The following is a 23,096-nucleotide window of genomic DNA, read 5'->3' as shown; positions in this document are numbered from 1 at the left end:
CGACGTCCGCTCCGCAATACCCGGTTCACGGACTGGACCCCCCACCCGCCCCCACCGACGACGACACCCCCACCCCACACCTCCGACACCGGGCACCTGACACCCGGCACTCGGCCCCCCGGCCCCCGGGTCGCACCTCCGGCACTCGGCCCCCTGCACCCGGGCCTGCGGCTCGCTGCTCGCCCGGCTCCCGTCTCCCGGGGCGCGGGGCGCGGGGCGCTCGGCTTCCGGGTCGCGGCTCGCTGCTCGCTCAGCTCCCGACTCCCGGGGCGCGGGGCGCGGATCGCTCGGCTCCCGGGTCGCCCGGCTACCTTGTCGCGGGTCGCACCTCCGGCACTCGGCTCCCAGCACCCGGCTCGCAGGGCGCGGCTCGCGGCTCGCACCTCCGGCACCCGGCTCCCAACACCCGGCACTCGGCTCGCGGGGGGGGCGCGGGTCCCGGCTCCCAGCACTCGGCACCCGGGTCGCGGGGCGCATCTCCGGCACCCGGCATCCGCCACCCAGCCCCCGTGACGCCCGGTCCGGCTACTCCGTCGAGTCCACCGCCAGCGGCTCCAGTAGGCGTTTCGGCCTGAGCAGGGCCCGGCTCACCGGGTCCGCGGGGTCGCGGCTGAGGCCCGGCCCCGGCTCCATCACGACGTCCTCGGGACGTACGAGGGTTCCACAGGCGCCGCATTCGCCGTACGGCCCGAGTTCGGTGCCGCAGGCGGCGTGCCGGAAGTAGCGCAGCTGGGTCTCGGTGAAGTGCTCGCGGCCCCAGTGGCCGAGCGAGCGCAGCGTGGGCCACAGGGCGATACCGCGTTCGGTGACGACGTACTCGTCGCGCGGCGGCGACTCCTGGTAGCGGCGCTTCTCGAGGATCCCCTCGGTGGTCAGCGTCTGGAGGCGGGCGGCGAGGACCGCGCGCGGGATGCCGAGGTGGACGAGGAAGTCGTTGTAGCGGCGGACGCCGTAGAGGGCGTCACGGATGACAAGGAGGGTCCAGCGCTCGCCGATGATCTCCAGCGCGCGGGCGAGGGAGCACTCCTGCGTCGCGTAGTCCTTGCCCAGTGCCATGAGCCCACTCTAACTATTTTCCCTTGGTTGGTTCAATGACCGAACTCACGGTGCTACGGTTCGGGACATGACTAGGTTCAATGAACGAACCCTCACAGAAGCCCAGGCACCGCGGACCACGGCGTCGGAACCGAAGCCGGAGGCACCTCCCCGTCAGCGCCTCACCCTCGCCCTGACCAGCGCCGCGACGGCCGTGACGCTGATGACGTACACCGCGCCGGTCGTCACCCTCCGCGACACGGCCCTCGCCCTGCACACACCGCTCTCCGCGCAGGCATGGCTCATCAACGGCACCCCGCTGGGCCTCGCCGCCGTCCTCCTGGTCGCCGGCAGCCTGGCCGACGACTACGGCCGCCGCCGGATCTTCCTCGCCGGCACCCTCACGCTCGGCCTCACCACGGCCCTCGGCGCGCTGGCGTCCTCGACCCTGCAGTTCACCCTGGCCCGCATCGCCCAGGGCGCGGCGAGCGCGGCGATCCTCGCCAGCAGCCTGGGCCTGCTGGTGCACGCCTTCCCGACCCCGCGCGGTCGCCTGCACGCGACCGGTGTGTGGGGCGCCTTCGTCAGCGGCGGTATCGCGGCGGGACCGCTGCTGGCGGGCGCGCTGCCGGACTGGCGGGCGGCGTACGCCGTCCTGGGCGGGGCCGCGTTGCTGGTGGCGGCCGTGTCGACGCGCACGCTGACCGAGTCCCGCTCACCGAGGGGCGGCCGGCCCGACATCCTGGGCGCGCTGACCTTCGGCCTGGCGCTGGTCTCCCTGGTCGCCGCGCTGACACTGGGCCGTGACGGCTGGCTGCGCGCGGAGGTGGGCCTGCTGTTCCTGGCGACGGTGGTGCTGATGGCGGTGTTCGTCCTGATCGAGCAGCGCACGGCCACCCCCATGATCGACCTGAGCCTGCTGCGCCGTCCGGGCTTCCTCGCGTCGTCCGCCGGCGGTCTGTTCACGGGCCTCGCGGTGATCGGCCTCTTCAGCTTCCTGCCGGTCCTGTTCCAGCAGGTACTGGGGATGACACCGATGGACACGGCATGGCTGTTCCTGCTCTGGTCGGGCCTGTCCTTCACGGTCGCCCTGCAGGCCAAGCGCCTGGCGGGCCGTGTCTCGTCCCGCCACCAACTGGCCGTCGGCTTCGCCCTGCACGCGGCCGGCGTGCTCACCATGCTCGGCGCGATCGACTCGGGCTCCTGGCACCGCCTGCTGCCCGGCCTGGTCCTCGGCGGAATCGGCAGCGGCCTGCTCAACGCCGCCCTCCCCCTCCTCTCGGTCGAATCGGTCCCGCCGACCCGAGCAGCCATGGGCTCCGGCGCCCAGCAGACCTTCCGCTACATCGGCTCCTGCGCCGGCGTGGCCCTGACGATCGCCATCGTCACGTCCTCCCCCCACGGCCTGGGCCACGGCGCGAACATCGCCCTGTGGGTGTCCGCGGGCCTGGCACTGCTGGCCGCCGCGGCGGTGGTGGTCCTGCGGGAGCGGGCGTGACGAAGGGGCGGACACCTCAACTCCGTCGGCAGGGACGGGCACTTCACCCTCGGGGTCGCACCAACACCAGCTTGCCCCACACCACCAGCCGATACCTCGATGTGAACTCCGGAGTGCACGTGGTGAGCGTGATGTAGTGACCCGGCTCGCTGTACCCGTACGACGGCTTGACGATCGAGCGGGGGATCGGCCGTACGACCCCCGAGTCGCGGGACGAGGTCTGCGGCAACGTCCTGTCGACGACGTAGGTGTAGGTCGCGCGGCTCGTCTCCACCTCGATGACGTCCTTCGCCCGCAGCCGGTTGATGTACCGGAAGGGCTCGCCGTGGGTGTTCCGGTGGCCCGCGAGGGCGAAGTTGCCCGCCTGGCCCGGCTGTTGGGTGCCGATGTAGTGGCCGACGTACCCCTTGTTCAGCACGTTCCGCTTGCTGACGCCCTCCGCGACGGGAGCCCGGAGGCCGAGCCGGGGGATGATGATGACGGCGTAGGCCTGCGACCAGGAGGGGGCGGGCTCCCGGGCGGCGGCGGATCGACCGGTAGGCGTACGAGAGCCGGTGGCACCGTCGCTGCCGCCACCACCGCTGCCGGCCGACGGCGCCGAGGCGGCCGTATCCGAGTCCCCGCCCGAACCCGCGCCCCCGCCGGAGCCCCCACTCCCCCACTCCCGCTCCAGCGCCTCCACCTTGCGCTCGGCTCCCCGCTGGGCCTCGCGGTTCGTCCACCACAGCTGGTGCACGACGAGAAGCAGCAGCACCACACCCGCGGTGACCAGCACCTCGCCCCCGGTCCACAGCGCGCGCCGCCGCCGGTCCGACCGCCGCCGGCCGCGGTGCTGCACGACAGGAACACGCATCCGCGGCTCCTCCCTCCCGCCCGCCGGGCGTCAGGTCGCCCGCACCATAAGGGCCCGGCCTTCAAGTCACCACCTCCATGCCCTGTTCGACACTTCGTACATAGGTTTTAGAAAGGGGTGTCGCAACTCTCGACAACCCCACGCGCCACACCCGATGCTTCGTCGTGGCATGAACGGGACACGCCACTTACGGAGAAGAAACCATGATCCGACGCAGAACCCTGCTGACGGCGGCGGGCGGCACCCTCCTGGGCAGCGCTCTGGCGACCGGCACCGCACGCGCGGACGCCACGATCGCCGTCAACCCCTCGACGTCGTACGGCACCTGGGAGGGCTGGGGCACCTCCCTCGCCTGGTGGGCCAATGTCTTCGGCGCCCGGGACGACTTCGCCGACATCTTCTTCACCACCAAGTCGACGACGTACAACGGCACTTCGCTCCCCGGCCTGGGCCTGAACATCGCCCGCTACAACCTGGGCGCGTGCAGCTGGAACACGGTCAGCGGCTCCAGCATGGTCGCCTCCGCCAACATCCCCGCGTTCAAGCAGATCGAGGGCTACTGGCAGGACTGGAACAACGAGGACCCGACGTCCTCGGCCTGGAAGTGGACGGCGGACGCCACCCAGCGCGCGATGCTGACGAAGGCGGTGGCCCGCGGCGCGACCACCGAGCTCTTCGCCAACTCCCCCATGTGGTGGATGTGTCTGAACCACAACCCCTCGGGCGCCTCCGACGGCGGCAACAACCTCCAGTCCTGGAACTACCGCCAGCACGCCTCCCACCTGGCCTCCGTGGCCCTGTACGCCAAGAACAACTGGGGCGTGAACTTCGCGACGGTCGAGGCCTTCAACGAGCCCTCGTCCTCGTGGTGGACGGCGACCGGCACCCAGGAGGGCTGCCACATCGACTCGACCGTCCAGTCCGCCGTACTGCCGTACCTGCGCAGCGAGTTGGACAGCCGGGGCCTGACCAGCACCAAGATCTCCGCCTCCGACGAGACGAGCTACGACCTCGCCCGCACCACCTGGAACTCCTTCTCCTCCACGACCAAGGGGTACGTCAACCGGGTCAACGTCCATGGCTACCAGGGCTCGGGCGGCCGTAGAGACCTCCTGTACACGGACGTGGTGACGACGGCGGGCAAGGCACTCTGGAACTCCGAGACCGGCGACAACGACGGCACCGGCTACACCCTCGCCTTCAACCTCCTCTACGACTTCTGCTGGCTGCACCCCACCGCCTGGGTCTACTGGCAGGTCATGGACCCGTCGACCAACTGGGCGATGATCGCGTACGACCAGAACACGCTCGCGGCGGGCGCCGTGCAGACGAAGTACTACACGATGGCCCAGTTCAGCCGTCATATCCGCCCGGGGATGAAGATCCTGAACACGGGCGTGAGCAACGCGGTCGCGGCCTACGACTCCTCCGCCAGGCGTCTGGTGATCGTGGCGCTGAACACCTCCACGTCGGCCCAGACCTTCACCTTCAACCTCTCCAACTTCACCACCGTGACGGGCGGTTCGGGCGGCCTGGTCCCGCGCTGGAACACGGTGACGACGGGCGGGGACCTGTACAGGTCGTACTCGGACACCTACTTGAGCGGAAAGTCGGTCGCGGTGTCGATCGCGGGGAAGGCGGTGCAGACCTTGCAGATCGACGGAGTGACGATCTGAGGCGACGAGCCGCGGGAAGCGGTGCGACCAGCCCGTCGGCGCCATCCGCGCCGTCCGCGCCATCCGCGCCGTCCGCGCGCCTGCCGGCCGGGCTGGTCGCCCTGGCGCTCGGCGGTTTCGGAATCGGTCTGACCGAGTTCGTGATCGCCGGGCTGCTCCCGCAGGTGGCCCGGAGCCTCGCCGTCTCCGAGGCCGCCGCGGGCCGCCTGATCTCCGGCTACGCGCTGACGGTCGCGATCGGCGCGATGGCGGTGACGGCGGCGACGGCCCGCCTGCCCCGCAAGCCTGTCCTGACGGGCCTGGTCGCCCTGTTCGTCGTGGGCAACCTGCTGTCGGCCATCGCCCCCGACTACCCGCTGATGATGCTGGGCCGGATCGTCGCCGCCCTCTGCCACGGCACGTTCTTCGGCATCGGCTCCCTGGTGGCCCGCCGCATGGTCGCGCCGGAACGGGCCGCCCGGGCGGTCGCGGTGATGTTCGCGGGCCTGACGGTGGCCAACGTCCTGGGCGTCCCCTTCGGCGCCCTGGTCGGCGAACGGTGGGGCTGGCGAGCGACGTTCTGGGCGATCACCGGGATCGGGGTACTGGCGTTGATCGCCGTCGCGGCACTGGTGCCGGGGTGGGCGGGGACGGTGGAGAAGGGGGCGGGGGGAGGCCTGTTCTCCCAGGCACGGGCCCTGCGCTCGCGCCAGGTCTGGCTGACCCTGGCCGCGACCGCCCTCTCCTACGGCGGCATGTTCGGCGCCTTCAGCTACCTCGCGTACACCCTCACCGAGGTCACCGGCTTCAGGGACACGGACGTCCCCTGGCTCCTGGTGGTCTACGGCACGGGCCTGGTGGCCGGCAACCTCATCGGCGGCAGAGCGGCGGACCGCGACCGGGACACCTCCCTGCTGGTGTTCCTGACCGCGCTGGCGGCGGTCCTGCTCGCGTTCGGACTGCTGGCGAGGAGCCCGGTGGCGGCCGTGATCCTGGTGTGGTTGCTGGGCGTCTTCGGCTTCGCACCGGTCCCGGGCCTGATCACACGGGTGACGGACGCGGCGGGCGGAGCCCCCCTGGCGGCGAGCGCGAACGTATCGGCGTCGAACGTGGGAAACGCGTTGGGCGCCTGGCTGGGCGGAACGGCGATCAGCGCGGGCCTCGGCTACACGGCACCCCTCTATGTGGGCGCGGGGACAGTCCTGACCGGCCTGGGAACGATGGTGGCAGCGGCCCGCCGGTCCTCGCCCTGAGTCCGGCGGCCGCGGCCCCGTCCCGGCCTCTTCGCCTCCGCCCTCTTCTCCTGCACTGATGGGCAGTACGGTTTCCCTCATGCGCCCCGACACGCCTGCCGAGAACGTCGACCACACCGCCGAAGCGGCCCGCCTGGAGCGAACCGCCGGCCTGTACCCCGAGGACGCCGAGGCCCTGCTCCTCCAGGCCGCGGCCCACCTGGAGCTGTCCGGCGACCGCCCCGCCGCGACCACCCTCTACGACCGCCTGCTCTCGTCATCGACGCCCTTGGAGAACCCGTATCTGGTACGGGCCCTCAAGGCCTCCAACCTCTGGGAGTACGGCCACGAGGCCGAGGCCCGAGCGATCATCGAGGGCGTACGGGCGGGCCTCCCGCGCGACCCGGCCCCCTGGGTGATCGTGGCGGAGTCCCTGGAGGCGCACGACGAGCTGGAGGCGGCGCAGGAGACGTTCACAGAAGGCGCCCGTCTGCTCCTGACAGACGTCCCCGAGCCGCCGTACTCCACGCATCCGCTGCTCTTCGGCCGTCACCGCGTGCGCCGCATGCTGGGCGCCGCCCACGACGACTGGGACGTCCTCGCGGACACCCTGCACTCCTCGCCGGTGTCCCTGGACGAGCTGCACGACCCCAAGCGCGTCTGGTCGTTGGGCTCGGACAACCCGGCGGAACTGGCGGCGGAGATCTCCCGCCTGCGCGCGGAGCTCGGTACTTACCGCGAGGCGCTGTCCCGCCCGTTCCCGGTGGCGGTACTGCACTGGCCGGCGGCCGAGCTGGCGGAACTCCTGTCGGCGTACCCGACGCTGGCGGCGGAGTACCAGTCGCACGAGGAGCACCTCGCCACGATAGAGGCGTCGCTACGAGAACTCGCCGCCTCCGGCACCGCGAACCTGGGCATCGTCACGGGCACGGTCCCGTCGTACGAGGCGTTCGCGGCCTCGGAACTGACCTCACCCGCGGAGCCGGAACTGCTCCCCCAGTACGCGACGACCCTGGCGGCACGGGGCCGTGCGGTGGAGTGGCCGCCGCAGCGGGGGACGGCGTGCTGGTGCGGTTCGGGCGAGGTGTACGAGGGGTGCCACGGGGCGTAGGCCCCTGTCCGTCCCTGAGGCCGCCCGTCATCCGCCGTTCTCGTCGAACCGGCGACGGGCGGTCTCGATGTGCCCGAAGAACTGATGGGTCCACACGCACATCCCGTCGACGGTGGCCCGCAGCCCCTCCCCCGCCTCGGTGAGCCGGTACTCGACGCGGGGCGGCACGGTGGGATACACCCGCCGATCGACCAGGCCGTTCCGCTCCAGCATGCGCAGATTCTGGGTGAGCATCTTGTGGCTGACGCCCTGGACCTGATTCCGCAACTCGCTGAAACGCAGGGTGCCTTCGCCGAGGGCCTCGATGATCAGCAGCGCCCACTTGTTGGCGACATCGGAGAAGATCTCCCGGGCGAGCGAGTCGGCCCGCCGGAGATCGGCGTCTTCCTGCTTGGTCACCATATGGTTCCCCAGTCACTAAAAAGTGCGTTCTTCCATGTCAAGGCTAACTCTCTTACGGTTCCTGAGTAACCAGAAGAAACCAAGTAACCAAGAACCCAAGCAGCCCAAGCAGCCCAAGCAACCCAGGAACCAAGGAACCGAAGGCCACGGACATGCCCATCACCCTGACCAACCCCGAGACGCTCCCCGCCATCGACGTCTACCACCAGGTGTCGATAGCGACCGGCTCAAGGCTCGTCTTCATAGCCGGCCAGGTGGCCTGGGACGCCACCGGAACCACCGTCGGAGTCGGCGACCTGTCCGCCCAGGTCGAACAGTGCTACCTCAACGTCGACACGGCCCTGACCAAGGCCGGCGCGACCTTCGCCGACGTAGCGAAGCTCACCTTCTACGTCCCCGACTGGACCCCCGACAAGATGCCGGCCCTCCTGGAGGGCATCTCCCGAGCATCCGCCCACCTGGGCCTCACACCGACCCCACCGACCACCCTGATCGGGGTGGCCGCACTGGACACCCCAGAACACCTGGTGGAAATCGAGGCGACGGCTGTGATCGCCTGAACGTCCGCACCGGAAGAAAGGCCAGCCAGCAATTGCCCGCACCCACGGCTGCACTCACGGCTGCACTCACCGAGTTCATCCGGGCCTACGAACGGGCCACCAACAGCCACGACACCGCTCAGCTGATCCCGCTGATAGCTCCCGAGGCCGTCTATTGGTTCACCGACGGCTCGCACCGCGGCCGTGAAGCCGTCCTCTCCGCCATCGCCAGGACCTTCGCCACCATCCGCGACGAGATCTACCGGATCGACGACCTGGAATGGATCGCCCACAGCGACGAGCACGCCGTATGCCGATACCGGTTCACCTGGACCGGAACCATCGACGGCGAGCCGAGATCAGGGAGCGGTCGCGGCACCAACGTGCTCGTCAACAACGCCGGAACCTGGCAGATGCTTCACGAACACCTCAGCACATGACCAGACGGCAGCGCCGAGCACACCGACCTGACGACGACGTCGCCGACCATTCCGGCGCCGAACCACTGCCGTACGGCGTCGTCGTCGCCCAACATCGTTCCGCTGCCTGCGCCAGGCGGTCACATGACGGGCGGTTCAGCGAGGAGTACGACGCGATCGGCGTCAACATCGAAGCCGAGCACGGGATGGCCGTAGTCGCCCTCCGGATCCATCAGCACCGGCTTGCCCAGCCGCCGGCCGATGTCGCGAAAGAAGCGGCAGAGGATGTCGAGACGCTCCTGCCCCTGAAGCTCGCGCAGATCCACATCGAAGTCGATCTCGTCGGCCGCGGAGAAACGGAAGATCGCCAGTACGTCGGTCGACGGCCAGACCCGCAGCTCGGGATACTCGGCACCGGCTGGACGGGAGAGCACGGTCCGCGCCGAGGGCACGGGCAGCACGACCTGGCCTTCGGCGTACTCACACCTCCAGCCGCGTTCAGCGACCAGGTCGAGCAGCGCCTGCCAGTCCTCGACCGACGTACCCGGGACACGCACGTCGGGCAGCACACCCCTCAGGTCAGTGTCGAAGAAGTACGCAACATCAGCCCACAGCAGATCAGCCACCCCACCATGCTGCCTTCATCCGGGGTGCTGTGTCTTGAGACGGCAATACCGACGGCACAGCGGCTGCAGGTTGCCCGGCACGGCCCGCCGAACAACCACCCTTCAGCAGAAGCGCTTCGATTGTCGGTCACTCGCCCACTCCGACAAGGAAGACGCGGCCCCAACCTGGAAGAAGACCTACGGCCACCACCCCCTGACGGCCTTCGTCGACCACGGACCGGGCTGAACCGGAAAGCCCGTTGCTGCCCTCCTCAGACCGGGAGACGCAGGCTCGAACATGGCAGCCGACCACAACAGCACCACCCAACTCGCCCTGGCTCAACTGCCGAAGCACTACCGACGGGGGGCGGCAGATCCTCATCCCTGCCCCCGGCCGTAGAACCCGGCGCCCAGCCGACGGGACAACGGGACCGCCGACGTGCCCAACATCAGCTTCGGAAAACGAAAGGGGCCACCGACTCCGTCGGCGGGTCCTCGCGAATGATCAAGGCTAGGCTCTGTTGCGTGTCCGAAGATCCGGTGTGGCAACCTCCAGAAGGCTCTTGGGCTTCCTCCGCAGCTCGCCGTCGCAACATGCAGGCGATCCGCAGCCGTGACACCAAGCCCGAGAAGCTGATTCGACGGCTGGTTCATGCTCAGGGACTTCGGTACCGCGTCGCGGCACGCCCCCTGCCAGATCTTCGCCGGACAGCAGACATGGTCTTCCGTCCGGCAAAAGTGGCCGTCTTCATTGACGGTTGCTATTGGCACGGATGCCCTGAGCACTACGTCCCGCCGAAAACGAACTCTGGCTACTGGTCGGACAAAGTCCTACGCAACGTCAAGCGCGATCGCGACACGGACCAACGCCTCCAGGAGGCGGGATGGCTGGTCCTTCGCTTCTGGGAACACGAAGCAGCGGAAGAGTGCTCCATCGCCGTCTGTAAGGCTGTATCCGAGAGAAGGGCACGACAAGAGAAGAGCTCGTCCTGACGCAGGTGTCCCCAGCCAGCACACTGAGTCGAATACTCCCGACGGGGATGTAAGGGTCCAGGACACCGTCCCTTTCTTCCTCCCCTACGCTGTCGTTAGCGAGCACAACGGCTTGAGCGGCATCTGTGGGGGATGTCTCCTCGGAGGGCTCGTTTCGAGGCACAGCGGGTGCGGGCGATCGATCCGCGACCGCGCGGACACTGGGGGCAAGGTGGCGGTCGAGCGCACAAACCGCGACGTCCGGACGCTCATCACGCAGGTCGCAGCTGGAGAGATCATGCTCCCTGAGATCCAGCGTGGGTACGTATGGAAGGCATCGCAGGTCGCCAGACTCATCGAGTCGCTGTATCGCGGATACCCGGCCGGCTCGCTTCTCTTCTGGAAGACCGGCCAGCTCGCCGAAACCCGAGGCGCCGCGATCGGCATGCCACAAGCTCTACCTAGCGTCATGCCTCTGTATCTGCTCGACGGCCAACAACGACTCACCTCGCTCTTCCGCGTCCTCACCGATCATCCGGACGCCCAGGTCGTCTTCAACATCGAGACAGAAGCCTTCCAGAACCAGAGTGCCGCCACTCGCCGCAACAAGAAATGGATCAAGGTCTACGACGTTGTCGGCCCCGAGTCCGACATGTTCGCGATCCATGGCGAGCTGAAGGAAGCCGGGCTAGCCATTCCCGACTCCGAGCTCGGGCGTCGCCTGAACTCGCTTCAGAAGATCACCCAGCGCGACTTCCACATGGAGGTACTGCACGACTTCGAGTACGAGGAAGTCGCTGACATCTTCGTCCGCGTGAACAGTGGGGGTCGGGCCCTCAAGACCACCGATCTTGCACTCGCAACGCTCTCCGCGCGAACCCCCGGCTTCCTGGGACAGTTGGAAGCAGAATCAGCTCGCTGGGCCGAGCGCGGGTACGGGGCACTCGACGTCAACTTCCTCATAAAGGCTCTGACCTTGAGTCTGTCGACCACGGGCAAGCGACTCGCATCCGTGGCCAAGTTGACCGCTGCCAGCACGGAGACAGTCGAAGCCGGATGGGCACAGGTCCAACGAGGACTCGCCCGGGTCGTACCTCTACTTCAGGAGAGGCTCCTGATCCCAACTACGGCGCTGGTGCCGTCACTCGCCGCAATGTATGCGCTGATCCTCTACTACGGACGGAGCCCGGAAGGAGCGGAGATCGCCGACGAGATAGAAGACGGTCTGTTGTATTGGTTCCTGGCCGCTACTGCCCGCAACCGCTACGGCGGCGCTTCGGACACAGCGCTGACACAGGACATCAGAATGCTCGATGCTGAGAACCCCGTAGCAGCACTGCTCTCCAACCTTGGTATCCGGGAAGATGGCATCTCCGTAACCGCCAGCGACCTGGCAGGTCGGAACCATCAAAGTCCTTACCTGATGTTCTGTTACCTCACCGCTGCCCATGCCGGCGCCACCGACTGGTGGGATGGTGGGCCGATCTCGGGAGGAGTAGACAGATCTGGCAAGCCGCAGTACAGCCTCGTGCATCCTGCCACGAAACTGCGTGCGCACGGCAGCAAGTACTCCTCGGCAGAGATCAACGAACTCGCGAACATTGTGTTCGTCTCGGAGCAGACGGCGAAGAACATCATCGGTAACCGTTCCCCGGATGCCTACATGCCGAGCGTCGGCGCCAGCGACCGCGCCGCGCACGCGATCCCTAACGACTCGGCCGCGCTCCAAACGGGAGGTTACCGGCAGTTCCTTGCCGCCCGCAGGACTCTGCTGGCGGAGCGGATCACCGCACTCCTCGACGAGTATCGGCCCGATTTCCTGACCAAGGACACCAGGGCAGCGGCGCCCCGAACATCGCAGTCGCTCGTACTCGCCGGATATACCGGAGCCGGCCGGAGCGTTCTGACGGCGGAAGCGGAAGCAGACGGGCAGTACTGGGTCGGCTGGATCGACCCCACGGACTTCGAAGCAGCACTCGACGCCGCCGCAACCGGCCTCGCCAGCGACGTGCCCGTCGGCGACGAAACAGCCCCGCTACGCGTTGACGACGAAGGCAGTGTGACTTTCGGTCTCGGGCCCTTCACCATCCGAGGTTCACTCGACCAATGGCGGACAGCCGTCAAGGATGCCTTCGAGCAAGCGCAGGCCCTGTCAGAGTGCCCGGAGCCCAACGACGATCAATGGCCCGCGGAACCCGCGGAGTTCTTGCTCTCGGACGCTGGAGTGCAGCGCTAAGGCACGGGCTGTCCCCTGAGCACCGCGGGTGCCTTCTCCGCGAGCATCGGAGCGACGCTCGGAATGCCTGGCACAGGTACCTCGGGGGGTACGTCGAGCCGACATGATTCCCAGCGCCCCCTCGGCGTGCGGTCTGAGGGAACATTTTCCGCAATCCAACCCTTCGGCACTGCGGCAACTGACCTCAGCTTCAATTCCGGGGTGAGTCGGACAGTCACGAGTTCCCAGGCAGGATCACGCAGCATGGTCTCGTATTCGTTGCGCGAGATATACACGGTGAGGCGTCCCACGCGCACCGTGGTCTTCACTTCCAGATGGGCGGAGTGCTGATAGGCGTCCACAAAGATGTCGTAGCCGTAGCCGTCGGACCATGCGGCCACATGCTCAACACGCCCTTCCGCCGACTCGGACAACAACTTGAGGAGCGCTAGTTCACCCGCTGACCCAATCCGTGATCGTTGTTCAGTGTCTACCTTCCCCCACACGGTATTCACTTGGGCATAGGCTTCGTCCGGAGTGAGGCCAAGAGTCTCGGCCGTACGCAGAGCGTCTTCGGGGAGTTCGTCTGGCCTGCGCACGAGCAGGTCAGCGTCTTGGAACCATGGCACTCCGCTGCGGGCCATCGCAGCGTCAAAGACTCTGCAGTTCAAAGGCGCACCGCTATGCGCTTCGGCCAGAAGCCCTGTTTCCCGGATCCAGGTGTACGCCGCGTCGTACTGGGTTGGAGTGATATCGCTGAAGTCCCCATGCGTAGTGAACAGAGCACGGACTCGCGCGACTCCGCTGGCTGGCAGTCGCTCCAGCCAGCGAACGGCCGCACGCAGCACAGGCTCAGGCGGCACGGGCACGGAGGTGACCCATCAACGCCTGAAGATCCCGGTGATCCAAGCCGCCGCCAATGGCGGGTACTTCCTCAAGATCGGCCAATTGCTGGACAGCCGGATCGTCGAGGATTCCCCCCATGAACTTCAGTTTGTCGCTTAGCCGTTGGTCGACGATTTCGTCGATTGTGCCCTCTGAAGCAAGCACAGTGATCCGTGTCTCTGTCTCCGGAGCAAGACCAAGGCGGTGAATCCGGTCGAGGCTCTGGAGGAAGCGGCCGGCCGCGAAGTCTCGATCTACGTAAACCGCATCATGGCAGTGATGGTGAAGGCTGATGCCCTCGCCTAGGGTGCCCGGGTTGGACAGGAGGACCATGCAGTCGGGGTCGTACCGGAAGCGTCCGATCGCTGCCTCACGGTCTGCGTCATCCATGGCCCCGTAGACCAGGGCAGGCGAGAACTCGCTCAGCATGCGCTCCAACGTGTTGAGGCTCCGTACAAATGTGGACCAGACGAGGGTCTTACGTCCTTGGGCCGCGTTGCGGCTGATGATGGCCAGAACCTCACGGTACTTGGGCGACATCTCGTAGTTCGGAAGATCTCGCATCAATTCAAAGAGCGGCGTGCCCTCGGGGACAGAGAGCGGAGGCACTTGGTAGGACAGCGGTTCATGACGTGTGGTGCCAACGGCGAGCAGTGCCGGACTAGTCGCCGCCATCAGCATGTAGACGATGACCTTGCCGAGAGCGAGGAAGTCACCCTCGGAACCAGCAGCGCGGGCGGAAAACCGCCCGACAAGTGCCTCGTAGACCTCCTGATGAAGGGGTGGCATCGGCACAGGCGTCAGGTTCGTCGACACGGGTGGCAGATCAAGTTCGCCCTTGGTGGTGCGAGTGAACAAGGGACGAAGAACCTGGCTCGCCGTGGCGAGATCTCCGCCAGCTACAGCCTGAATCACCTTCTGGCGCCCGTGGCCGGGCCATACGAAGCCGAAGAGGTTCTCCAGATCCTTCACACCATTCGGAGCTGGCGTCCCTGTGAGGATCAGCCGGTGTCTGCTGCGGGGCCCCAGGGCGAGGCAAGCAGCACCATCCGTGCCGTCAGCCCCGCGCTTCATTCGGTGGGCTTCGTCAAGCAGGAGCATGGACGGCCGCGCAGCCAACCACTGGCCAAGTTCATTCACGACCCCGTCCTGACGCAAGCGCTCGTAGTTCACGATAAGCGCGTCAGCACCTGGATCCGCGTTCTTGGAGAACACGTCCATGCTCAGAGGCTCGCTCAAGCACTTCTGGTTCTCGTACTTCCAAGACTCGTAGCAGGATTTCGGCCCAACAATGAGAAGTCGCTCGATGCCTTTGTTCCGCCGCAAACTATGGAAAACGGCAAGGCCCACTCGGGTCTTGCCCGCGCCCGGCACTGAGAAATTGGCGCCGTGACGCAGAGACAACAACTTCGCGATGTCACGGCGCTGGAACGCCGTGAGATCCGCTACCCAGTCCTGGCCAAGCAATGTGCCGACTTCATCAGGATCGACCTCTCCCTCTGAGCCTGCCGCCGGATCAAGACGCTTTGCGACGGTCTGCGCATCGATTGCGGAGTCTCTGGCCAGCGCCGCCAGTTGAGGATCCCAAGCGACACTTTTGGGTTCCGGCCAACTAGCGAGCGCCACCAAGTTCGTCAGGAGGTCATCAATCTCAACCTCCACCGTTCCTGGTGAGCGCTGGACACTGCTCTGGAAACGAAGAGCCAGTCGCCGGAGCTCAGTTTCGTAGTCAGCTCCAGCTCGAAGACGCGCTCGTGTTACGCCATCGCCGAAGCCAATCTCCAGGCTGGGTGCTGAAGACAGCTCCCCCATCAGTTCTCCCGAGTCGCGTCGAGCAGCCAGGCGACCCCGTCACCAGGAGAGGTGAACGTACGCCCTGCCTGCTTGGCGAGACGGGCAAGGCTGCTCTTCAGCGTAAGGAGCGCATCGTCAAAGGCGTCTTCGTCGAGCGCACGCTTGGCCCTGGCTTCGGCGAACTCCGCAGCGCACTGATTGATGTAGTCAGCCGCGTCGGTGAGGCGCGCAGGCACAGCCACCTGGCGCTTATGGAGCTCGGCATTCGCCCCTGCCATCTTCACGGCAACATCGAACGTCTTACGGGCTGTCTTGATGAGCGCATCGGCCTGAGTCACAGTCGCGGCGTCCAGTTTGTCACCGGCCTGCGCGGCGGCCTTCGCCTGAAGCAAGGCATCGGTCAGGGCACGGGTGGTCTTCACCGCCGCCGTAGCGTCGGGGATCGCTACGCCTTCGAGGCCGGGAATCGACACAGCGGCCGACTCCTGAACCGCAGGCCTCAGTTCGTTCGGCAGACGCTCTTCGAGGTAGCGGCTGTGGAAGTCAGACTCTGCGAGGCGGACCGTGGTCTTGGCATAGTTCAGCACCACCATAGCCAGACGCGACTCCTTGAGCTGTTCGGCAGCGTCCGGGTCAGTTTTGGCGAGCTTGGTGTAGTCGCGATGAAGCTCGCGCAGCTTCTCCTGGTGGTCCTCAAAGTCGACTAGCCGCAGAACAGCACCGTTTGCGGTCTGACTACGGTCAATAGCGTCGTTAATCAACTGATAGACCCAACGGTCCTGTTGAAGCGTGGTCTTCTTGATGTTGAAGTCACGAGCGACGTCCTCCTCGCGACGGCCGTCTGCGAGCTCGTCCTCGATCGCGATGAGACGGTTGATGTACGAGTACTCACGACGCTTGTCGCGGCGAAGCTGCAGCGCGAGTTCGACACTGTTGATATCGCGGCGAGACGTATCTGGGGGGAGCACGCCCACTCGGATATCCCGGATGCCCAGGTCCTTGAGGGCGGCACAGCGGGTGTTCCCATCGACGAGGATGCCGTCTGGGCTGATGATGCCGGGCTCCCGCTGGCCGACGTCATCCAGCTCGTCTTGTAGAGCCACGTAGTCCGGGTCGGTCTGGTTAGGGTTCGAGGGCCGGCACCGCAACAAGTCATGCAGATACGTTTGTGCGGGTTCGCTCCATGGCTCTTCCTCCAGAACCCGGTTGCGCTCAGGGTCCAGCGTGCGCTGCGCGCGGATGCGGTGTGTGTCGGGGTTGAAGTAGAGCATGTCGACCGGCATGGAGATCACGTGCAGGTGCTTCTGCTCACCGCGCCACTCCACGGTGATCTTCGCACCGTCTTCGGCCACGGCCTGTTTCAGCCGTTCGTCCACCAGCGAGCGAATCCTCTCACCCTCGGGCGGGACGCCGAACTTCACAGCCATAACCAGAGCCTCCATGCGACCAGACGCAGCGTGTCCCAGCATCATGGCAGGACCCGCTGACAGTGGGTGCACCGATAATCCACAATCAACATCTCGATCACTTGGAGAACGGAGCACGAAGTGACGCTGCCCGCGTGGGACGACCCTGAACTTAAGGCCGGAACAATGGTCCGTGGAGCTTTGTGGCTCGTCCAAGTGGTCAGTGAGGGAGGGGTCTTCAACAAGGAGCAGATCCGTAAGGCCTTCCCGGGGATCTCGCAGGCTGACCGCCGCATACGAGACCTCCGCGACTACGGCTGGGTCCTGTTGACCAACACCGATGATGCAACGCTTACCGCCGAAGATCAGCGCTTCGTCAAGGCTGGTGTCGCAGTCTGGGATCCCGCTGCCCGGCGTGCCGCGGCCCCGCAGAAGGCCATCTCCAACAAGGAGAAGCAGGCGGTCATGGCCCGTGATGACTACATGTGCACCGTTTGTGGCATCTCAGGTGGTGAAGCGTACGTCGACGACTCGAACCAGACCGCAGTGCTCTCCGTGACCCGTCGCGAGACCATCCTCCCGGATGGCCAGGAACGGATCCTGCTGGCTACAGAGTGCAAGCGATGTCGGGCAGGGAGTGTCGGCCAACCTGCCCGCGCTGATGAAGCCGTGGCCGATATCAAGGCACTCGATGCCGGCGAACGGCGCCGACTCCTGCGGTGGATTGAGCGCGGCCGAAGGGGTACCACAGCCCTGGACCGAGCCTGGAACACTTACCGTCGGCTGCCGCCCGATGCCCGCGACCAGGTGCGAGGAGCGCTGGAGAACTGATCACGGCCAAGCGGACTCCCGGTCACGTGAGGCATGCGGGGTTCATGCGCGTCAATGAGTCACCGTAGACTTCCCACTCTCACCCGGCTCGCCGTCCCAATCTGGGTGACGCCGTCGAAGATCGACGACTAGGGTGCTACTGCGGGAGCCATGTTCCATTGGGTGACCGCTGTGCTAGTGAGCCGAGCTCAGAGAACCTCGGCCCCGCGCTGACTCACTCGGCGCGCCTGAAAGGAGATCGAATGGCGACATCAGAGCGCGCCAGTGGGCTCGAAGTCGTCGAGATCTGCGCAGGCGCCGGAGGCCAGACTCTCGGTCTGGAACGGGCCGGATTTCGCCACCGTGTCGCCGTCGAACTGGATGAGAACGCCGCGGTCACACTGCGCCGCAATCTGCACGAGGTACTGGGCTACGGCGAGCAGGAGGCAACCGACACCGTGAAGGTCGGCGACGTTGCTGATCCCGAAACATGGCAGCCCGCCGAACATAAAGAAGTTGACCTCCTCGCGGGAGGTGTGCCGTGCCCACCGTTCAGCATCGCGGGGAAACAGCTCGGCGCCAATGACGAGCGCGACCTCTTTGCCTGGGCGGTGGAACTCTGCGGGGAGATCCAGCCGAAGGCTCTCCTGTTGGAGAACGTGCGGGGACTCAGCGCGAACCGTTTCACGGCCTACCGGCAGCACGTCCTGGATCGACTTCACGAGCACGGATACATTGGCGACTGGAAACTTCTTCACGCTAATGAATTCGGCGTCTCCCAGCTCCGACCGCGCTTTGTGCTAGTGGCCCTCAAGCGCGAATTCGCTGAATACTGGGAATGGCCGACACCCTGCGAGCAAGAGCCACCCTCTGTGGGGGAGCTCCTGAAAGACCTGATGGCAAGCAGAGGCTGGGAAGAAGACCAAGTCGAAGCGTGGGTCAAGAGGGCTGATGGCATCGCGCCAACAATCGTTGGCGGTTCCAAGAAACATGGCGGTGCGGACCTCGGTCCGACGCGCGCCAAGCGGGCATGGGCACAGCTAGGTGTGGACGCCATGGGCGTGGCCAACAATGCACCGGAGAAAGGGTGGCGAGCACCAGAAGGCGTCCCCGGGCCGAAATTGACGACTGCCATGGTCGCCCGCATCCAGGGCTGGCATGATATTGAGCCGCCAGAGAGCGGTAGCTCAGCTGCAGATGATGAGTTCAGGTGGCGGTTCCACGGGCGTAAGACCTCTGTGTACCGACAGATCGGTAATGCCTTCCCTCCACCAGTCGCCAAGGCTCTTGGAGTGGCCATTAGGAAGGCTATTCGCCAGGAGGGCGAGCGGCAGACACTCGTGGAGAACACGGATCGGGTATTGGATCCGGTGTACAAGCTGCTCCGTGGCCTTGACCGTCCTCTGACCGTCGATCAAATTTTGACGAAACTTGCCAGCAGCGGCACGGTCCTTGACCAGCCAGATGTCGAGCGGCGCCTGAATCACCTCAGTCACGACTTTGCGGTGAAGATGACGACTCGTTCCAACGGTGCCGTCGCATACAGCCTGGGCGAGTTCAAGGCCTTCATCGGCCAGGATGACCACCAGCGCCACGACTTGTTCACCCAGCACCGGGCCAAGATCAGCTAAGGCGTGGGACTTGGACTGGCACCACCCCGAGAGAGTGCGGGCAGGGCGTGGTCACCTGTCCCCTTCCAGATCGGCTCCGTTACGCTCGCGAAGCCCCCATAACTCCCGATCATTCGACCCATAGAAGCGAACCGCTCCGGCCCGTACCAATAGTTGCCGAAGGGCGTTTCCATCAAATCCGCCCACTCGGCGCTCGATCACATCGAATGACCGCTTAGGCTGAGCACTGCGCAGCAGTTCACGAATGGCTTCCTCGGCCATGAACTGCGTGCGAAGTTCAGTCCTTAAACGATCTTGCTGTAGCTCAAGGGCTGAGTCGAATTGACGACTCTGCTGATCAATGTCGTGCCGGAATCGATCAGTTTGCGATGACACATCCGCCTGGATCCTGAGTCTTGCCGCAACGTACGAGAGGACCCCAGTGAACAGCGCTGCCACCGCTGACACGACGGCGGCAAACAACTTGTCATCCATCAGCCGGACCCTTCATATCGGCATACTTGCCCGTCCCCAGCTCACCAGGTTGCAGCACCAGGCGTGACCAGAAGCGCACAAGCAGGCTCTGCCCCCGGCCTCGTTCACTCTGCATACGTAGCAGCCACTCCGCGTCTGGCGTAGTCATCACAAGCAGGGTCCGACCTGCAACCGCCCGAACGTAGCCGGATGCATGAGTCGCGCAGGCGAGCAACCCGGACGGTACGGCGGCGACATGGGCGCGCGACCGGACTGGATGGACTGCGGTGTGACGAGAACTTCGCCGACGGATGCCCGTCACAACAGCGGCTCCAGCATCGCCCACTGAGCCTCTGTCAGATCTCCCGAGCCGCGAAACGTGATCACCGCGCGACCTTGATCCACTTCTCAAACACGCTAGCGTCGCCCGGCATTCTCCCGCTTCTCCTTCGTCGAACAGAGCTGCCGCTCCCGCCCCTCCTCATCGGTTGCGCGCCAGGCAGCTCGCAGGCGGCGAAGGGCAGCAATGGCCTTCTCGGCCTTGGCGGACAGAACAGGAACCTGGTCGAGGACGTAGTTCACCACGACGATGACCCCGCCGAACGCCGACAACGCTGCAGCGGCCCAGCCAACGTGTTCCATCAGTATCGCCTTACCCCCTCAGCCTGCCGTAAGGTTTCTGCCAGACGTTGCCGAACGCTGACGGCACCCTGATCCGACAGTGCCGACGGTACACTAGTTCGAGCCGTCACCGCCACGGGTTGGGACGGCAGCTCAGAGAGCCATGCCGAACAGGAGGAAACGATGAATGAGGAGCGCCCCGTGCGGCGATCGTCGAAGGTGAAGGTTGCAGAGTTTCTGGCGGCTGTAGGTGAAGGCAACGTCTTCACGAAACTCCAGCTCTTCGACGGCGTCCCTGGCGTTGCTCAGGCAGATCGTCGTATGCGTGACCTACGGGAACTGGGCTGGCGAATCGACAACTACAAGACCGACCCCCACCTCCAGCCTGACGAATACCGGCTGTCGGAGATCGGAACCCGCATCGACCTGGGGGAGCAACCGAAGGAGTCTCCGCGCCCGCGCATACCTGCTGTCCGTCGGCGTGAAGCCTTGGAACGGGCGGGCTTCGCCTGCCAGACATGCGGCATGTCGGCCGGCGAGCCTTACCCTGACGATGAGGGCCAACGGGCGGTGCTCAGCGTTCACTTCCTTGACCCGACACCGCCGGTAGACACCGAACTGTCGAACCTCCGCGTGGAGTGCCAACGGTGCAATGCCGGGTCTCAGGGCAGCGGAAGAGCGGTGCCAGTGCCGGACAACGTGCTGACGCGAGCGTTCGGCCTCAGCAGCCGCGAAGAAAAGCGTCGGCTGTACCTGCTCATGAAGTCCGGCCATCGAGAGCGAGACGAGGTTGACCTGATCTTTGGCGACTGGCTGCGGCTAGGTCGCGACGACAAGGTGAAGGTCATGCTGCAACTGGCAGGCGCATTGATCGAGGAAGACTGACCTCTAGCCGCTGTCAGTCACTCATCGGAGCGAGCCGAGGGCAACCACCTCGAAGGGCCCAGATGCTGAAGCACTCCGCCACGAGCCCAACTCCAGCATCCAGCCCACTACAAGGTGGCCGGTCAAGCCGCGCCCGCCTCCGCCTCGTAGTGCATCTGAGCACGATCGAGAAAATCGTCCGGATCATGGCCGCGGGCCGCAGTCCAGTGGAGCAAGTCGGCGATCAGCGCGATCGCCGACTCCTCAAGGTCGGCCAGCCGTCCCCTGCTCCGAAAGGCAACGCCCCCGCTGACTCCTTGGTAATTCTCGAGCGCTTCGGCGGCCCGCTCGATCCGCCGGCAGGTACTTCCACCTCCGGTCGAGATCTCACACCACACTGCTTTGCCCACCGCAGTGAGCACTGTGCCCCAGTCCACTGCCAGCGCCGCAAGCAGGTGCAGGCCGCGCCCGCACTCCGCATCGCAATCCGCCGCCTTCCGGGACGGCACCGCACGACTCCTGTCGTGCACTTCGAGACGAAGCCGCTCACCGCGCCACTCCAGGATCAGAGTCGCTGATACGCCCTCCCCGACATGCTTGACGACGTTCGTCGCCAACTCGGTGACCAGCAACTCCGCTTCATCGACGGATACAGGCACGCCCCATCGGCTCAGCTGCGCAACCGCGGCCCTCCGCAACAAGCGCACTTCCGCTGCCGCCGCTTCGAAAGGCAATACACAGCGGAGTTGGGGTTCGGTGACTTCACAGTCAGGCATCAGGACCGCTCCTCCCTCCCAAGCTACGCACCTGCCGCGCATGCCGTGTTCGTACGGCTGCACTGCGTAGCGATCTGCGAGTGAGCATGGCACAGAGAAGTCTCACTGTGTAACTTCTCACGAGAATCGATCGAGTGAACCTGATGGTGAATCCCGCCGGTCGCTACCTAGCCTGAGGGGATCTCCGGGCCTGGTGCCCGACGCACGGACAAGGAGCCTGATGCCCGAACGGACGACAACCCGACGCCGCCAACTAGGCGCGATGATGCGCAAGTTGCGTGCCCGCAAGGGGCTGACGCTTGAGGAGGCAGGACAGCTGGTTGGGGTGTCCAAGGCGACGGTCAGCCGGTACGAGACTCAGGCCGGACCGGTCAAGTGGATCGTGATTGACGCTCTGTGCCGCGAGTACGGAGCAACTGACGCCGAACGCAAGGCCGTTGTGACGCTCGCCAAGGACGCAAAGCAGCAGGGCTGGTGGAGCTTCTTCTCCGACTCCATCCCCGAGAGCCTGAACTTGCTGCTCACGCTTGAGGACGAAGCCGTACGCGAGAATCACTTCTCCTGCGTCTACGTTCCTGGTCTGCTGCAGACGCGCGCGTACAGCACCGCGCTGCAGAAGGCCAACGAAGTCCCGCTGGAAGCCACCGAGATCGAGCGGCTGGTCGACATCCGGATGAAGCGGCAGGAGATCCTCACCCGCCCGAGGCCGTTGCAGCTGTGGGCGATCCTCGACGAGTCCGTGATCCGGCGTGTGGTCGGGTCACCACAGACGATGCGAGAGCAGCTTGACCGGTTGCTCGAAGCGAACGAGTCGCCTCATATAACGCTCCAGGTACTGCCCTTCTCCAAGGGAGCCCATGCCGCCGCGCTTGGGAGCTTCGTCATCATCGGCGGAACCGAGCAGGCACTCGACGTCGTGTACGTCGACTTCCACGCCGGTTCCCTCTTCCTGGAGAAAGATGAGGAACTGGAGCGATACAGACTTGCGTTCGAGTACCTGCGGGCGCAAGCGTTGGACATGGAGACCTCCTCCGCCATGATCCATCACGCCCGCAAGGAGCTGTGAATGTCCCTCGGCCCTCAGCCCATACCGGAATCCGCATGGTTCAAGTCGTCATACAGTGGCGGAAATGCGACGGAATGCCTTGAGGCCGCCGTAACCCCCTCCAGTGTCCTAGTCCGGGACTCCAAGCTCGCGAAGAGTCCTGTCGTCGTGGTCCGAGCCGAGGCCTGGCGTTGCCTGGTAAACGGCCTGCCGAAAGAGGGCCCACTGCTTCGCTGACACCGCCAAGCAGGCGTCAGGGCAGGCCCCCCGTGCCA

General features: G+C 65.8%; 23 protein-coding genes and 1 pseudogene. 14 read left to right on the top strand and 10 right to left on the bottom strand.

Annotated elements, in window-relative coordinates:
* Positions 1 to 525: 525 nt before the first annotated feature.
* Positions 526 to 1,056, bottom strand: coding sequence for a helix-turn-helix domain-containing protein (locus tag ABZT17_RS28105; RefSeq protein ID WP_356352603.1), 531 nt, complete (start codon positions 1,054 to 1,056; stop codon positions 526 to 528).
* Between the two features lie 67 nt (positions 1,057 to 1,123).
* Between ABZT17_RS28105 and ABZT17_RS28100 the strand changes: the two genes are divergently transcribed.
* Positions 1,124 to 2,533, top strand: coding sequence for an MFS transporter (locus ABZT17_RS28100; protein ID WP_356352601.1), 1,410 nt, complete (start codon positions 1,124 to 1,126; stop codon positions 2,531 to 2,533).
* A 43-nt stretch (positions 2,534 to 2,576) separates the two neighbouring features.
* Here ABZT17_RS28100 and ABZT17_RS28095 read toward each other — a convergent pair whose 3' ends face one another.
* The gene (locus tag ABZT17_RS28095) at positions 2,577 to 3,386 is read right to left on the bottom strand and encodes a class E sortase (protein ID WP_356352599.1); all 810 of its coding nucleotides are present in this window, start codon (positions 3,384 to 3,386) and stop codon (positions 2,577 to 2,579) included.
* Between the two features lie 203 nt (positions 3,387 to 3,589).
* Between ABZT17_RS28095 and ABZT17_RS28090 the strand changes: the two genes are divergently transcribed.
* The 3 genes from ABZT17_RS28090 (at position 3,590) to ABZT17_RS28080 (ending at position 7,384) form a co-directional block, all read left to right on the top strand.
* Positions 3,590 to 5,062, top strand: coding sequence for a beta-1,6-galactanase (locus tag ABZT17_RS28090; RefSeq protein ID WP_356352597.1), 1,473 nt, complete (start codon positions 3,590 to 3,592; stop codon positions 5,060 to 5,062).
* A gap of 80 nt (positions 5,063 to 5,142) precedes the next feature.
* Positions 5,143 to 6,294, top strand: a complete 1,152-nt coding sequence (locus tag ABZT17_RS28085) for an MFS transporter (RefSeq protein WP_356352636.1) — start codon at positions 5,143 to 5,145, stop codon at positions 6,292 to 6,294.
* 79 nt (positions 6,295 to 6,373) lie between these two features.
* On the top strand, positions 6,374 to 7,384 hold the full coding sequence (locus tag ABZT17_RS28080; protein WP_356352595.1) for a hypothetical protein: 1,011 nt from the start codon (positions 6,374 to 6,376) through the stop codon (positions 7,382 to 7,384).
* A 27-nt stretch (positions 7,385 to 7,411) separates the two neighbouring features.
* Here the strand turns inward: ABZT17_RS28080 and ABZT17_RS28075 are convergent, their stop codons facing one another.
* Positions 7,412 to 7,786: a helix-turn-helix domain-containing protein gene (locus ABZT17_RS28075; protein ID WP_356352593.1), complete on the bottom strand. Its 375-nt coding sequence runs from the start codon at positions 7,784 to 7,786 to the stop codon at positions 7,412 to 7,414.
* A 152-nt stretch (positions 7,787 to 7,938) separates the two neighbouring features.
* Here ABZT17_RS28075 and ABZT17_RS28070 point away from each other — a divergent pair, with 152 nt between their 5' ends.
* Positions 7,939 to 8,346, top strand: a complete 408-nt coding sequence (locus ABZT17_RS28070; protein WP_356352591.1) for a RidA family protein — start codon at positions 7,939 to 7,941, stop codon at positions 8,344 to 8,346.
* Positions 8,347 to 8,378: 32 nt separating this feature from the next.
* Positions 8,379 to 8,765: a nuclear transport factor 2 family protein gene (locus ABZT17_RS28065; RefSeq protein ID WP_356352589.1), complete on the top strand. Its 387-nt coding sequence runs from the start codon at positions 8,379 to 8,381 to the stop codon at positions 8,763 to 8,765.
* Positions 8,766 to 8,884: 119 nt separating this feature from the next.
* Here the strand turns inward: ABZT17_RS28065 and ABZT17_RS28060 are convergent, their stop codons facing one another.
* Complete coding sequence (locus ABZT17_RS28060) at positions 8,885 to 9,370, bottom strand: hypothetical protein (RefSeq protein ID WP_356352587.1); 486 nt, start codon at positions 9,368 to 9,370, stop codon at positions 8,885 to 8,887.
* Between the two features lie 130 nt (positions 9,371 to 9,500).
* Between ABZT17_RS28060 and ABZT17_RS28055 the strand changes: the two are divergent.
* The 3 genes and pseudogenes from ABZT17_RS28055 to ABZT17_RS28045 form a co-directional block, all read left to right on the top strand.
* Positions 9,501 to 9,698 (top strand): annotated as a pseudogene (locus ABZT17_RS28055) (transposase); the annotation flags it as partial.
* Positions 9,699 to 9,850: 152 nt separating this feature from the next.
* Positions 9,851 to 10,342: a very short patch repair endonuclease gene (locus ABZT17_RS28050; protein WP_356352586.1), complete on the top strand. Its 492-nt coding sequence runs from the start codon at positions 9,851 to 9,853 to the stop codon at positions 10,340 to 10,342.
* Between the two features lie 211 nt (positions 10,343 to 10,553).
* Complete coding sequence (locus ABZT17_RS28045; RefSeq protein ID WP_356352584.1) at positions 10,554 to 12,557, top strand: DUF262 domain-containing protein; 2,004 nt, start codon at positions 10,554 to 10,556, stop codon at positions 12,555 to 12,557.
* Here the strand turns inward: ABZT17_RS28045 and ABZT17_RS28040 are convergent.
* Genes ABZT17_RS28040 through ABZT17_RS28030 form a run of 3 tightly spaced genes read right to left on the bottom strand, consistent with a single transcriptional unit; the run spans position 12,554 to position 16,642 of the window.
* Positions 12,554 to 13,384: a DUF3883 domain-containing protein gene (locus ABZT17_RS28040; protein WP_356352582.1), complete on the bottom strand. Its 831-nt coding sequence runs from the start codon at positions 13,382 to 13,384 to the stop codon at positions 12,554 to 12,556. The genes ABZT17_RS28045 and ABZT17_RS28040 overlap by 4 nt on opposite strands.
* Positions 13,385 to 13,388: 4 nt before the next feature.
* On the bottom strand, positions 13,389 to 15,233 hold the full coding sequence (locus ABZT17_RS28035; protein ID WP_356352580.1) for a DEAD/DEAH box helicase: 1,845 nt from the start codon (positions 15,231 to 15,233) through the stop codon (positions 13,389 to 13,391).
* Positions 15,233 to 16,642 (bottom strand): transcriptional regulator, encoded by a 1,410-nt coding sequence (locus ABZT17_RS28030; RefSeq protein WP_356352578.1) that lies wholly within the window; start codon positions 16,640 to 16,642, stop codon positions 15,233 to 15,235. Before ABZT17_RS28030 ends, ABZT17_RS28035 begins: the two co-directional genes overlap by 1 nt.
* A gap of 120 nt (positions 16,643 to 16,762) precedes the next feature.
* Here ABZT17_RS28030 and ABZT17_RS28025 point away from each other — a divergent pair, with 120 nt between their 5' ends.
* Both ABZT17_RS28025 and dcm read left to right on the top strand, forming a co-directional pair.
* Positions 16,763 to 17,452 carry a hypothetical protein gene (locus ABZT17_RS28025; RefSeq protein ID WP_356352576.1) on the top strand — a complete coding sequence of 230 codons (690 nt, stop codon included), beginning with the start codon at positions 16,763 to 16,765 and terminating at the stop codon, positions 17,450 to 17,452.
* A gap of 242 nt (positions 17,453 to 17,694) precedes the next feature.
* Complete coding sequence (dcm, locus tag ABZT17_RS28020; RefSeq protein WP_356352574.1) at positions 17,695 to 19,062, top strand: DNA (cytosine-5-)-methyltransferase; 1,368 nt, start codon at positions 17,695 to 17,697, stop codon at positions 19,060 to 19,062.
* A 51-nt stretch (positions 19,063 to 19,113) separates the two neighbouring features.
* Here the strand turns inward: dcm and ABZT17_RS28015 are convergent, their stop codons facing one another.
* The gene (locus ABZT17_RS28015) at positions 19,114 to 19,536 is read right to left on the bottom strand and encodes a hypothetical protein (protein WP_356352572.1); all 423 of its coding nucleotides are present in this window, start codon (positions 19,534 to 19,536) and stop codon (positions 19,114 to 19,116) included.
* Positions 19,537 to 19,932: 396 nt separating this feature from the next.
* A complete protein-coding gene (locus ABZT17_RS28010; protein ID WP_356352570.1) occupies positions 19,933 to 20,157 on the bottom strand; it encodes a hypothetical protein in 225 nt (74 codons plus the stop codon).
* A gap of 162 nt (positions 20,158 to 20,319) precedes the next feature.
* Here ABZT17_RS28010 and ABZT17_RS28005 point away from each other — a divergent pair, with 162 nt between their 5' ends.
* On the top strand, positions 20,320 to 21,021 hold the full coding sequence (locus ABZT17_RS28005; protein WP_356352568.1) for a hypothetical protein: 702 nt from the start codon (positions 20,320 to 20,322) through the stop codon (positions 21,019 to 21,021).
* A 122-nt stretch (positions 21,022 to 21,143) separates the two neighbouring features.
* Here ABZT17_RS28005 and ABZT17_RS28000 read toward each other — a convergent pair whose 3' ends face one another.
* Positions 21,144 to 21,776, bottom strand: coding sequence for an ATP-binding protein (locus ABZT17_RS28000; protein WP_356352566.1), 633 nt, complete (start codon positions 21,774 to 21,776; stop codon positions 21,144 to 21,146).
* Positions 21,777 to 21,996: 220 nt separating this feature from the next.
* On the opposite strand from ABZT17_RS28000, the gene ABZT17_RS27995 reads away from it, so the two are divergent.
* Both ABZT17_RS27995 and ABZT17_RS27990 read left to right on the top strand, forming a co-directional pair.
* Complete coding sequence (locus ABZT17_RS27995) at positions 21,997 to 22,842, top strand: helix-turn-helix transcriptional regulator (protein ID WP_356352564.1); 846 nt, start codon at positions 21,997 to 21,999, stop codon at positions 22,840 to 22,842.
* Positions 22,843 to 23,058 (top strand): DUF397 domain-containing protein, encoded by a 216-nt coding sequence (locus ABZT17_RS27990; protein ID WP_356352563.1) that lies wholly within the window; start codon positions 22,843 to 22,845, stop codon positions 23,056 to 23,058.
* Positions 23,059 to 23,096 lie beyond the last annotated feature (38 nt).

Source organism: Streptomyces sp. NPDC005648, from assembly GCF_040605395.1.
Lineage (GTDB): Bacteria > Actinomycetota > Actinomycetes > Streptomycetales > Streptomycetaceae > Streptomyces.
Note: the sequence above shows the minus strand (reverse complement) of the source record. Positions and strands in the feature narration are given on the sequence as shown.